Origin of the sequence: Brotaphodocola sp. (assembly GCF_050873065.1) — a bacterium.
In the GTDB taxonomy this organism is placed as follows: domain Bacteria; phylum Bacillota; class Clostridia; order Lachnospirales; family Lachnospiraceae; genus Brotaphodocola.
Map to the genome: position 1 here is coordinate 1 of NZ_JBNMIC010000055.1, position 12,303 is coordinate 12,303.

The 12,303-nt window shown below is 51.8% G+C and carries 10 protein-coding genes; 1 reads left to right on the forward strand and 9 read right to left on the reverse strand.

Annotation, left to right across the window (positions count from 1 at the left end):
• Nucleotides 1-232: 232 nt before the first annotated feature.
• From ACR0QE_RS11395 to nifS, 4 genes are all read right to left on the reverse strand, one after another.
• The gene (locus ACR0QE_RS11395; RefSeq protein ID WP_432628469.1) at nucleotides 233-1,567 is read right to left on the reverse strand and encodes an enolase C-terminal domain-like protein; all 1,335 of its coding nucleotides are present in this window, start codon (nucleotides 1,565-1,567) and stop codon (nucleotides 233-235) included.
• Between the two features lie 228 nt (nucleotides 1,568-1,795).
• Complete coding sequence (locus ACR0QE_RS11400) at nucleotides 1,796-3,049, reverse strand: N-acetylmuramoyl-L-alanine amidase (RefSeq protein WP_432628470.1); 1,254 nt, start codon at nucleotides 3,047-3,049, stop codon at nucleotides 1,796-1,798.
• Nucleotides 3,046-4,125 (reverse strand): tRNA 2-thiouridine(34) synthase MnmA, encoded by a 1,080-nt coding sequence (gene mnmA / locus ACR0QE_RS11405; protein WP_432628471.1) that lies wholly within the window; start codon nucleotides 4,123-4,125, stop codon nucleotides 3,046-3,048. Before mnmA ends, ACR0QE_RS11400 begins: the two co-directional genes overlap by 4 nt.
• A gap of 136 nt (nucleotides 4,126-4,261) precedes the next feature.
• On the reverse strand, nucleotides 4,262-5,458 hold the full coding sequence (gene nifS / locus ACR0QE_RS11410; protein WP_432628472.1) for a cysteine desulfurase NifS: 1,197 nt from the start codon (nucleotides 5,456-5,458) through the stop codon (nucleotides 4,262-4,264).
• Between the two features lie 436 nt (nucleotides 5,459-5,894).
• Between nifS and pnuC the strand changes: the two genes are divergently transcribed.
• The gene (gene pnuC, locus ACR0QE_RS11415; RefSeq protein ID WP_432628473.1) at nucleotides 5,895-6,590 is read left to right on the forward strand and encodes a nicotinamide riboside transporter PnuC; all 696 of its coding nucleotides are present in this window, start codon (nucleotides 5,895-5,897) and stop codon (nucleotides 6,588-6,590) included.
• Nucleotides 6,591-6,687: 97 nt separating this feature from the next.
• On the opposite strand, the gene ribF is transcribed toward pnuC, so the two are convergent.
• The 5 genes from ribF to infB form a co-directional block, all read right to left on the reverse strand.
• Entirely contained in the window at nucleotides 6,688-7,683 is a 996-nt protein-coding gene (ribF, locus tag ACR0QE_RS11420; protein WP_432628474.1) for a riboflavin biosynthesis protein RibF, read from the reverse strand.
• Nucleotides 7,684-7,688: 5 nt separating this feature from the next.
• Nucleotides 7,689-8,681 carry a tRNA pseudouridine(55) synthase TruB gene (truB, locus tag ACR0QE_RS11425; RefSeq protein ID WP_432628475.1) on the reverse strand — a complete coding sequence of 331 codons (993 nt, stop codon included), beginning with the start codon at nucleotides 8,679-8,681 and terminating at the stop codon, nucleotides 7,689-7,691.
• On the reverse strand, nucleotides 8,678-9,637 hold the full coding sequence (locus tag ACR0QE_RS11430) for a DHH family phosphoesterase (protein WP_432628476.1): 960 nt from the start codon (nucleotides 9,635-9,637) through the stop codon (nucleotides 8,678-8,680). Before ACR0QE_RS11430 ends, truB begins: the two co-directional genes overlap by 4 nt.
• A 37-nt stretch (nucleotides 9,638-9,674) precedes the next feature.
• On the reverse strand, nucleotides 9,675-10,040 hold the full coding sequence (gene rbfA, locus ACR0QE_RS11435; protein WP_432628477.1) for a 30S ribosome-binding factor RbfA: 366 nt from the start codon (nucleotides 10,038-10,040) through the stop codon (nucleotides 9,675-9,677).
• A gap of 105 nt (nucleotides 10,041-10,145) precedes the next feature.
• On the reverse strand, nucleotides 10,146-12,303 hold a 2,158-nt coding region (gene infB / locus ACR0QE_RS11440), incomplete at its 5' end, for a translation initiation factor IF-2 (protein ID WP_432628478.1).

Here is a 12,303-nt window from a genome sequence, read left to right on the forward strand (position 1 = left end):
AAGTTAAAATGGTCGGTAAATGAGAGGTTTATTTGGCATGCCCAAAAACAGAACGTTTAGAGCTCATTATTAAAATGGCTCCAAAGTCAACAATCGGGCGGGATTTCAAAGAATCCCACCCCAACTATTGACATAGAGCCAAAAGGAGGAGCCCGAAAGCTCCCCCCTCTTTATCTGTCATCTATATAGGATTTTTGAGTTTACAGCGATTCAACAAATATCTAAATCTATCTTATCGAACCATGCACGGCTTCTTGTTGTCGAACTTCCAGCCCGGGATCAGATACTGCATGCCGATTGCATCGTTACGAGCGCCCTTGCCGTAGCACTTGTCCATGTACAGCTGATGAGCCTTCATGATCTGGTCACGGTCAACCTCAACACCAAGACCCGGCTTCTTCGGCAGGTCGATGCATCCGTCAGCGATCTGCAGCGGCTCCTTCGTCAGGCGCTCACGGCCCTCCTGCCAGATCCAGTGGGTATCAATACCGTTCATCTTGCCCGGGATTGCTGCCGCACACTGTACAACCATAGCCAGAGAGATGTCGAAGTGGTTGTTGGAATGGCAGCCCCACATCAGACCGAAGTCGTTGCACAGCTGACCTACGCGGACAGAACCTTCCATCGTCCAGAAATGCGGATCTGCTAACGGAATATCTACACTCTGCAGAGTGATTGCATGGCACATCTGACGCCAGTCGGTGTTGATCATGTTGGTTGCAGTCGGCATCATCGTTGCCTTTCTGAACTCTGCCATCACCTCACGGCCGGAGAAACCATCCTCAGCACCGCACGGATCCTCACAGTAAGCCAGAACTTTCTTTAAGTCCGGAGCAACTTCCAGAGCCTCTTTTAAGCTCCAGCAGCCGTTCGGGTCAAGGTCTACACGGGCATTCGGGAATGCTTCCTTGATTGCGGTTACAGCCTTTACTTCCTCCTGCGGAGCGAGAACGCCGCCCTTCAGCTTGAAGTCCTCAAAACCGTACTTCTCATGGGTTGCCTTTGCAAGAGCAACGATTGCCTCCGGAGTCATTGCCTCCTCGTGGCGCAGACGGTACCAGTCGCACTCTGCATCCGGCTCCTCCTCATACTCCAGATCGGTCTTCTTGCGATCGCCGACATAGAAGAGGTAGGACAGGAAACGTACCTTGTCGCGCTGGATGCCATCGCCCATCAGAGCAGCAGCCGGAACATTTAAGAACTTGCCGAGAAGGTCGAGAAGCGGAGCCTCGACTGCGGTCACTACATGTACGCCGACACGCAGGTCGAAGGTCTGAAGACCGCGCTTGTCATCCTTTACGTTAGAAGACAGCCATGCACGGATCTTGTTCAGGGTCTGCTTATAATCTGCAATGCTGGTTCCGATCACGAGATCTTTGATCTTCTCCAGAGCGTCGGTGATCTTCTCACCGCCCGGAACCTCGCCGATACCCTCGTTGCCCTCGCTGTCGGTCAGGATGACGATGTTGCGGGTGAAGTACGGAGCATGTGCACCGCTTAAGTTCAGCTCCATACAGTCATGACCTGCTACCGGGAAAACTTCCATTTTTGTGATTGTTGGAATCATGTGAATACCCTCCTTATATTTTAACCTTTGTCATTTTCAATGATTTTCATAAGTTTCTGTATCTCTTACTGACACCATCATATCACACGCAGAATCATAAGTAAAATTAATAGAATTTAGATTTCTCTTAATTATTTTTCTTTTACAACCTCTTGCCCCGAAACACCAGACAGCCGTCTTGCGATCCAATTTCCACCAGAATCCCTGCGTCTTTGCCCTGAGTTTTATTTATCTCGCAAAGAACTGGTCAACTCCCGATGCAAGTCCCTCCGCCAGCGTGTTCAGCGTGGATGCGGAGTGATCCGATGCGGTATCTCCAAGCTCAATATCCACGGACGGAATCATGGAGTACGAGGTCTGCGTCAGATCCATCGCCATCGTTCCGCTTGAGAAAATCTTGACTCCGGCGCCTCTCAGACCGGAAATCAGGCTGTCACCGAGTGCATGGTGCCTCTGCCAGTTAGAAGCCACCGGCTCCATCGCGCGGTAGGATGCCACATCCGGGACACTCATATAGAATGCACCCTTGTCATTCTTTGTGGAATCCCAGTGGAGCGCGATATGACAGTCCGCCATATTGTTTGCGATCACCGTGCGCGCAATGTTGTCAAGCTGGACATCATCCCCGTCACGGATCATCAGCACATCATATCCTCTCTCGAGCAGCTTGTCTCTGAGTTTCTGGGCTGCCTGAAGCGTCACCTTCGCCTCCGGCGTTCCATCCTGAAACGTGGTTCCGCCGGAAACTGCGACTGCCGAGGTCGCACCCGCTCCCGTCGTTCCTCCGGTCACCTTCGGTGTTCCGTCCGGATGGCACTGTGTCTTGACAGAGGATCCACCCTTTGTTCCGTGTCCCGCATTCACGCAGACCACTTTTCCATTTCTCGAGACGGAGGTCGACTGATATAAAAGCGCGGAGCCCGATGCAATCTTTGCAAATCCTGCATAGGTCCACTGCGGATTCAGGGAGATCAGCACCGCATTATCTGCGACAGTCTGTGAAGATGAAGTACTTGTCGACGCCGCTGCGGCCGTCTTTGCTGCCTCCACCTTCTCGGTGCTTAAGCAAGTAGAAGAAATGTAACAAACCTCATTGTTGTACATCACCTGGCTCCAGCCCTCGCTGTACCCGGTTCTCGTGAGCTGTTCGCCACGGTTGACTCTACCTGCAACCTTTGCATCCGTTCCCGGAGCTCTGCGCACATTGACCTGATCCGTGTTGACATAAACGGTCTCATTTCTCGTCTCCATCGGCATCATCGACTTATCCGTCTCATGCGCACTCTTCTGCGTCTGTGTCGACACCGTCTGCAGAAGGGTGGAATTCTCCTCCGAAGCAAAAGCCGATGCCGCATCCTGCGCCAGAGACTGCTCCGCCGCAACCGGAGATGAAACCGGCGCCGCACTCTCTTTCTTCTGACATCCGCCCGCAAGCATCGCCGTCGCAAGCACCGCTGCGGTACAAATCACTCTTTTTCTCATAAAATGGTACCTCCCCCCATCACATAATCTCCATCGTAAAATACAACTGCCTGTCCCGGCGTCACTGCGCGCACCGGCTCAAGGAAACGGCACTCCACACGATCCTCATCAATCTGACGGATCACGCACGGCGCTCCCTTGTGGCTGTAACGAATCTTCGCAACGATCTCCCGCTCTTCCCCGTGAAGACCATCGACGCTCATCCAGTTGATCCGGTCGCAGACGAGATGATCGGTAAAGACATCCGTTCCGTCCCCGATCACCACCTCATTCGTCTCCGGGCGGATCTCCGTCACGAACACCGGTCGTCCTAGCGCGAGATTGAGTCCCTTTCTCTGGCCGACGGTATAGTGCGTGATGCCCTCATGGCGTCCGAGCACAATTCCGTTCTTATCCACAAAATTTCCCGGTCCCGGCACGTTTTCCGTCGCATTCTCCTCGATGAATTTTGCGTAATCGTGATCCGGAATAAAGCAGATCTCCTGGCTGTCCGCCTTATGTGCAACCGGAAGTCCCGCCTCATCTGCGATGCGCCGGATCTCATCTTTCGTGTAATCTCCAACCGGCATCAGCGTTCTTGCGAGCTGATCCTGCGTGAGGTTGTAGAGCGCATACGTCTGATCCTTCGCCGCCGTCGCGGACTTCTTGAGCGCATATCTGCCATTTGCAAGTTTTTCCACCCTCGCATAATGGCCGGTCGCGATGTAATCCGCCCCAATTGCCAGACTGCGGTGAAGAAGGGACTCCCATTTCACATACCGGTTGCACGCAATACACGGATTCGGAGTGTGGCCGCGCAGATACTCTGCGATAAAATAATCCATGACGTGCTCTTTGAATTCCTCGCGGAAATTCATCACATAGTACGGAATCCCGATCTCCCATGCCACCCGTCTCGCATCTTCCACAGCAGAGAGTCCACAGCATCCGCCATTTTCCTGAACGACACCGCTGTCCTCATCCTGCCAAATCTGCATGGTCACTCCCACCACGTCATATCCCTGCTGCTTTAAAAGCCATGCCGCGACGGAGGAATCCACTCCGCCCGACATTCCCACTACTACTTTCTTTGCCAATCGTAATTTCCTTTCTTTCTTCTGTTCCTGTCTGCACTGCTTTATTTCTATTGTACACGTTTTTCGCGTTTCTGTCTTTTTTTATCTCATACAATTTTTTTACAATTTCTTACACACTGGAAAAATCTGCAAAAGGCTACCTGTCTGCCTCCCCGTTCTCGCGCAGGAATACCTCATATTTCGGAGACATTTTGCGAAGACGCTTCACCGTCTCATCCATGCATGCAACCACATAGTCAAGCTCCTCCTCGGTATTCTCCTCTCCAAGAGTCAGGCGGAGAGAGCCGTGGGCAATCTCTTTCGGGAGCCCCGTCGCCATCAGCACATGGGACGGCTCAAGGGAACCGGAGCTGCACGCCGAACCGCTTGAAGCGCAGATTCCCTTGCTGTCAAGAACGATCAGCAGCGATTCTCCCTCGATAAACTGGAACGCAAAGTTCACATTGTTCGGAAGACGAAGCGTCCGATGACCGTTGATCCGGGTATACGGAATCGTCTCCATCACTTTCTTCATCAGGTATTCGCGAAGCTCTACCTCCCGCTCTGCGCGCTCCTGCATCGTCTGCGCCGCAATCTCTGCGGCCTTTCCCATGCCGACGATTCCCGGAACGTTCTCCGTCCCCGCACGTCTTCCGCGCTCCTGCGCTCCTCCGTGGATGAACGCACGGATCCTGACATTGCTGCGGATATAGAGGAAACCAATTCCTTTCGGGCCGCCAAACTTATGTCCGCTCGCACTCATCATGTCAATCCCGCTCTCGTTGACATCGATCGGCACATGGCCATACGCCTGAACCGCATCTGTGTGGAACCAGATTCCGTGTGCCTTTGCAATCTCCCCGATCTTTGCAATCGGCTGAATCGTGCCGATCTCATTGTTCGCATACATCACAGAGATCAGGATTGTATCCGGCCGGATCGCCTTCTCAAGCTCTTCAAGCTTCACGACTCCATTTTCGTCGACATTGAGATACGTCACCTCAAATCCGTGCTCCTCGAGATACTTGCAGGTGTGAAGAATCGCATGATGCTCGATCTTGCTCGTGATGATATGACGGCCCTTGTCCTTCAGCGCATCGGCAGTCGCTTCAAGCGCCCAGTTGTCCGACTCGCTTCCCCCGGCTGTGAAATAGATCTCGGACGGCTTTGCCCCGATCGTCTTCGCAATCGTCTCCCTCGCCTTTGCAACCGCCTGCTTGCACGGCGCTGAAAAATCATATACAGAGGAAGGATTTCCATATAATTCTGTAAAATACGGCAGCATTGCTTCCACGACTTCCGGTCTTGTTCTCGTCGTCGCCGCATGATCCAGATAAATATTCTTTTTTTCCATTTTTTCTCCGCCTTTCCGGAAAAGATTCAAAGTGTCCACAATTCTGAACTATTCAACACTTTACAGTCATAAACAGTCATAGATACTCACTTATTATACCATCTGAGACAGACAGATTCAATCTATCCCTGTCCGGGATCTGGCTTCTGCCCTGACTCTCCGTACCCCATTATATGTCCGGCAGACTAAAAATGCCCTTCCCCTTCATTTTCCCTTTATCGGTGAAACTCACACAACAGGCAATACCAGTTGACTATTTTGCAGAAAGCAAATATAATCTTATCGAATTGACTTCGTTTTCGTAATTCAAGGGAGTAATCATCGATCATTATGATTTTAAATAAGAGAAGCATCCCGATTTTAGATCCGGAAATCCCCCTCAAATTGAAATTCACATAAAAAGTTAAAATTATTGAAAATTGAGGAGGATTTTATTTTGAGCAATCCATTGAAAGAATTATCACAGAAAGAATGGTGTCTGTGGGGAATTTCCCTTTTTATTGTGACACTTTCCAACGTTGTTGCCGGCAGCATCGACATCCTGACACTCGCTGCGACGTGGGTCGGCATCACTTCCCTGATCTTTGCCGCAAAAGGCAATGTCTGGGCGCAAATCCTGATGATCGTGTTCAGCATCCTGTACGGTGTCATCTCCTTCCGCTTCCGCTACTGGGGCGAAATGATGACCTACCTCGGAATGACACTTCCGATGGCAGCCTGCTCCACGATTGTGTGGTTAAAGAATCCCTCCGGCGAGGAACAGAGCGGTGTTGAGATCCAGAGACTGAAAAAGTCCCAGGTTCTGATTCTCTTTGTTCTGAGTATTGTCGTGACCGGAATCTTCTATCTGATTCTGAGAGCACTCAAGACGCCGAATATGGTTTTCAGCACCATCTCCGTCACCACCAGTTTCCTTGCGGCTTCCCTCACAATGATGCGATCCTCGTATTACGCGCTGGGATATGCGGCAAACGATCTCGTGCTGATCGTTCTCTGGAGTCTCGCGGCCGTGCACAATCCGATCTACATCCCGGTCATCATCAATTTTGCTATCTTCTTTCTGAATGATATGTACGGTTTTATCAGCTGGAAAAAGCGGGAAAATCTGCAGTACGCAGAGCCGCAGATCTAGGACTTAAAATTTGGGATTTAAAGACTGAGATCCAGTTCTCCTATTCAAAAGGAGCCCGGCATGTATCCATGTCGGACTCCTTTTTTACATTTCTGGCTTACACATTCTTCAGCAATTCCGGATGTTCCCGGAAATACTTCTCCCCGTACTCCCGGTCTCTTCCGATCTGCTCCTTGAGTGCCTCAAGCGACTCGAACTTTGTCTCCGGGCGCTCAAAATTCAGGAACTGGACCTCGATCTGCTTTCCATACAGATTACCGTCAAATCCCATGATATAAGTCTCCACACTCACCGGATTGTCTCCGCTGATCGTCGGCTTTCTGCCGATGTTGCTGATTCCGCCGAAAACGTTCTGGTGGTTTTCCCCGGTCATCTCTCCCGCAGCAGCTGCCCCGTCCTCATCAATCAGAACCCGGGTCACATAGACACCAAACGGAGGAAGATGTTTCTCCGGCGGAGGAAGCAGGTTGACTGTCGGAAAGCCGAGGACAGGACCACCGAGATGATTGCCGTGCACAACCGTTCCGCCGATCGTGTAGGGCTCCCCGAGAAGTTCATTTGCCTTCTCGATGTTGCCGATCGCAAGTTCCTCGCGCACATAGGTGCTGCTGATGTCGCGGTGCTCGTCCTGCTCTTTCTCAATGATCACTGCCTCAAATCCATACTGATCTGAGAGCATACGGAGCAGTTCCACATTTCCGGCTCCCATGTAACCGAAGCTGCAGTCCGGTCCCGCAACAATCGCCTTCGCATTCATCTGCATAAGAAGAATCTTTTTCACAAAAGATTCCGGATCCATGTGGGCGATCTCCCGGTTAAACGGGTATTCCACAAGGTAATCGACACCCATGCGCTCCAATTTCCGACGACGCTCCTCGTTCGTCGTAATCACCGTCACCGGATGGCCCGTCACAACTCCCATCGGCGCCATATCAAACGTAAACACTGCAATGCGAAGCCCTAATCTTTCCTTGAGTTCCTGCATCTTTCGCAGAAGTTTCTGATGTCCTTTATGGCGTCCGTCAAATTTGCCGATCGTCACAACCGTCGGCTCGCTGATCTGAAACTCTCTCGTTCCGGTGATAACCTGCATCTTGCTTAACCTCCCAGAAATACTTTCAGAGGCTTATAACGCCTCTTGCTCTCTTCATACCCGTAAACTCCGATAAACCTTCCCTCGCTGTCATAAACGCGGATATTTTTCTGCGGATTAAACAGCATCTTTCCAAGTTCTCCCTGCTCAAAACTGTGAGCCTGTAAAACCTGTCCCGCATCTTTCATGCAAGCTTCCTCTGCCGGCGTCCCCCCGCGGCGCACAACAAGTTCCCCGGAAACCGGATTTCCGTTGTGAACCAGCTTGTCGCCCTCTCCGGGCACTGCCATATACGCAGGAAGAGCCGCAAATACTCCGTCAACCGGTGTGACGTGGCGTTCCACCTCCCCTCGGTCGCGAAGCTGTTCGATCTGTGAAAGTTTTAAGCTGTCCGCAAGTTCAAACACATCCACGCGCGTGCGCAGAAGATGTTCCATACAGCCGCCACAGCCGAGTTTTCTGCCGATGTCGTAGCAGAGTGTGCGGATATAAGTTCCCTTGGAGCAGGATACCGTCATCGTCACACGCGGAAGCTCAACCGCATCGACATGAATCTCAAGGATCTCAACCGGACGCGCCTCCCGCTCAACCTCTTTTCCGGCGCGGGCAAGCTCATAGAGTTTCTTGCCGTTGACCTTTAAGGCAGAATACATCGGCGGAACCTGCATATACGGTCCAAGAAAGCTCTCCACCGCCCCGCGGACCTCATCTTCCGTCACATCAACCGGATATCTGGCAAGAACCGTTCCCGTCGTGTCCTGCGTGTCCGTCTCCTGCCCGAGAAGCATCACAGCCTGATACGTCTTCGTCTTGTCCGTCAGAAGATCGCACAGTTTCGTCGCTTTTCCCAGACATACCGGAAGCACTCCCTCCGCATCCGGATCGAGCGTCCCGGTATGACCGATCTTTTTCATTCTGAGGATTCCTCTCAGCTTTGCCACCACATCATGAGAGGTATATCCCTTTTCTTTGTATACATTTATGATGCCATCCATCATGATTTGTGTTCCTTCATCTGTGCTTCAATCTGTCCGGAAAGGTTGTTGATCACATCGTGAACGCTTCCGTTCATCGTGCATCCGGATGCACGAACGTGACCGCCGCCGCCAAAGTAACCTGCGACCTTGCTCACGTCGATGTAATTGTTTGAGCGCATGCTCACCTTGAACACATGGTTCTCGATCTCATAGAGGAAAATTGCTACCTCCACGCCCTCCGTAATTCTCAGCTGGTCCACGATTCCATCAAGATCTGTGGATTCCACACCGTAAAACTCCATATCTTTCCGGCGCACAACACTGAAAATGCAGGCTCCATGAAGGAAGACCACGCTCTCAAGAAGCGCTCTTCCGAGAATCTGATTCTGAACGTAAGTCTTGCGGTAGAAGCTCTCATCGATGATCTTTGCAAAGTTGATTCCCTTGCTCATCATCTTTCCTGCGACTTCCATCGTGTGCTCCGTCGTGTTGCTGTTCTTGAAGACATTCGTGTCGTGCAGAATTCCCGTGTAAATACACTCTGCAACCGCCTTACTGATCTTCTCCGGATCTAAGAACCCATAGACAACCTCGCTTGCGGAGCTTGCCTCAAACACAAAATTCTCCTGCGCATAGCCCTTGTTCGTCACATGGTGATCCAGACAGATGCTCGCCGACGCACGATCGAGGTATGCCACGAACTCTCCGAGACGGTCAAGTGCAGCACTGTCGAGGCAGACGCACAGATCATACGTCTTTCCAGTGTGCGCATCCTGGCTAATCTCGTCAAAACCTTTCAGATAATTAAATTTTACAGGAGGCTTCTCCAGATAGACCTGAATGGTCTTCTCCGGATACTGCTCCCTCACATAGTTATAAACGGCAAGGCAGGATCCCACGCAATCACCATCCGGATGTATATGCCCGAGAACTGCGATCGTGTCAGCCGCCTCAATCATTTCCAAAAGTCTGCTCATCTGTGATCCCCCTTTGTCTTTTATAATCATAAATCAATCAGTCCTTTAAATCTTTCGTCACTTCATCGATCAGTCTGGACATGTTCACGCCATACTCAATCGACTGGTCCAGTTTGAACGTGATCTCCGGGGTGTTGCGCAGGTTGACTCTGCGTGCAAGCTCCCGGCGGATATATCCCTCTGCGCTCTTAAGTCCCGCAAGCACTGCCGCTGCGCGCTCATCATCGGCGAGAACACTGATATATGCCTTGCAGTACTTCAGATCCGGGGTTACCTCCACGGAAACCACGCTCGTCATCGCTCCGTTTACACGCGGATCTTTGATCTCAGAGCGGATGATCTCACTGAGCTCCTTCTGAACCTCTGCATTGATTCTTGTGTTTTTAATGCTGTTTTTACGCATACTTTTCTTTCCTTTCAGGCTGTGAGTACCGTCACTGGAACGAGACCGTCACAGATTTCTCGTCTGCGCGGTCTCTGTCCCCCGGCTGCACGCGTCGTCTTAACCCTAGCGCGGTACCTCAACCATAATATATGCCTCGACCTGATCGTCCTCTTTCAGATCGTTGAACTTCTCAAATACCAGACCACACTCGTAGCCTGCTGCAACTTCCTTCACATCGTCCTTGAAACGCTTCAGGGAAGCTAAAGCACCGTCGAAGAGCTGCTCTCCCTCTCTCGTGATACGGCAGGAGCATCCTCTCTGGAACTTTCCGTCGGTTACATAGGAACCGGCGATCGTGCCGACACCGGAAGCCTTGAAGGTCTGGCGGACAACTGCGTGGCCGATTACCTTCTCCTCGAATACCGGATCAAGCATACCCTTCATCGCTGCCTCTACATCCTCGATTGCCTGATAGATAACCTTGTAGAGACGTACATCAACCTTCTCACGCTCTGCGATGGACTTTGCAGTCGCATCCGGGCGAACGTTGAAGCCGATGATGATTGCGCTCGAAGCTGCTGCAAGGTTGACATCGGACTCGTTGATTGCACCAACACCGCCGTGGATTACCTTTACGACAACCTCCTCGTTGGACAGCTTCACAAGACTCTGCTTTACTGCCTCCACAGAACCCTGTACATCTGCCTTGACGATGATCGGCAGTTCCTTGACGTTACCTGCCTTGATCTGGCTGAACAGATCGTCGAGGGACATCTTGGACTTCGTCTCCTCAAGCAGCTTGTTCTTGCTCTCTGCAACGAAGGTCTCTGCCATTCCTCTTGCTTCCTTCTCGTTCTCGGTTGCCATCAGCACATCGCCTGCACCCGGAACATCGTTCAGACCAAGGATCTCAACCGGCATAGACGGACCAGCCTCTTTCACGCGGCGGCCCTTGTCATCCATCATTGCACGGACTTTACCGTAGCACGGACCTGCGGTTACGTTATCACCGATGCGGAGGGTTCCCTTCTGCACAAGGATGGTTGCAACCGGACCTCTTCCCTTATCCAGCTCTGCCTCGATGACGAGACCTCTTGCACGACGGTTCGGATTGGCCTTTAACTCCTTGACCTCTGCTGCCAGAAGGATCATCTCAAGAAGCTCCGGGATACCTTCCTTCGTGTGTGCGGATACCGGAACGAAGATCGTGCTTCCGCCCCAATCCTCCGGGATCAGCTCATACTCTGCAAGCTCCTGCTTTACGCGGTCGATATTTGCGCTCGGCTTATCGATCTTGTTGATTGCAACGATGATCTCAACCTCTGCTGCCTTTGCGTGGTTGATTGCCTCAACGGTCTGCGGCATAACACCATCGTCTGCTGCTACAACGAGGATTGCGATATCGGTGGACTGTGCACCTCTCATACGCATAGCGGTGAATGCCTCATGTCCCGGGGTATCAAGGAACGTGATCTGCTGTCCCTTTACCTCTACGGTGTATGCACCGATGTGCTGGGTGATTCCGCCTGCCTCTTTTGCCGTTACGTTTGTCTTACGGATTGCATCCAGAAGGGAAGTTTTACCGTGGTCAACGTGACCCATTACACAGACTACCGGCGGTCTCGGAACGAGATCCTTCTCATCTTCCTCGTCCTCCTTCAGGAGTTCTGCGATCACATCAACCTTCTCTTCCTTCTCGCAGAGTACTTCGTACTCCATTGCGATCTCCTCTGCCTTCTCAAAGCTGATCTCGGAGTTTAAGGTAACGATCTCACCCTGTAAGAAGAGCTTCTTGACGATTGCGGATGGCTGAAGTTTCATCTTGTCTGCCAGTTCCTTGATCGTCAGAACCTCCGGGATCGTGATGACCTTGATCGTCTCCTCAACCTTCTCCTCAACCGGCTTCTGCGGCATGATAAACGGATGCTTCGATACCTTGCCGTTCTTGTTTCTTGGTCCGTCCTCTACCATGCGGTTCTTATCGTAACGGTCGTTCTTGTGGCTGTTCTTTGTTGCCTGACGGTTGCTCGTCGGCTTGGTCTGAAGCGTATCAAATCCGCTGCTGCTCTTTGCTGAGTCTCTCTGGCCCGGACGGCTGCCCTGTCCTGCGCGGTTTCCGCCGAAACCTCCCTGACGGTTTCCACCATCACGGTTTCCGCCAAAGCCTCCCTGACGGTTTCCACCATCACGGTTTCCGCCAAAGCCTCCCTGACGGTTTCCACCATCGCGGTTTCCGCCACAGCCTCCCTGACGGTTTCCACCATCGCGGTTTCCGCCAAAG

What these genes read in the sequence shown, in the direction of transcription:
- rbfA (WP_432628477.1), bottom strand. Translation starts at nt 10,040, where the DNA reads ATGCGTAAAAACAGCATTAAAAACACAAGAATCAATGCAGAGGTTCAG.
- ACR0QE_RS11395 (WP_432628469.1), bottom strand. Translation starts at nt 1,567, where the DNA reads ATGATTCCAACAATCACAAAAATGGAAGTTTTCCCGGTAGCAGGTCAT.
- ACR0QE_RS11430 (WP_432628476.1), bottom strand. Translation starts at nt 9,637, where the DNA reads ATGAGCAGACTTTTGGAAATGATTGAGGCGGCTGACACGATCGCAGTT.
- ACR0QE_RS11400 (WP_432628470.1), bottom strand. Translation starts at nt 3,049, where the DNA reads ATGAGAAAAAGAGTGATTTGTACCGCAGCGGTGCTTGCGACGGCGATG.
- truB (WP_432628475.1), bottom strand. Translation starts at nt 8,681, where the DNA reads ATGATGGATGGCATCATAAATGTATACAAAGAAAAGGGATATACCTCT.
- nifS (WP_432628472.1), bottom strand. Translation starts at nt 5,458, where the DNA reads ATGGAAAAAAAGAATATTTATCTGGATCATGCGGCGACGACGAGAACA.
- ribF (WP_432628474.1), bottom strand. Translation starts at nt 7,683, where the DNA reads ATGCAGGTTATCACCGGAACGAGAGAGTTTCAGATCAGCGAGCCGACG.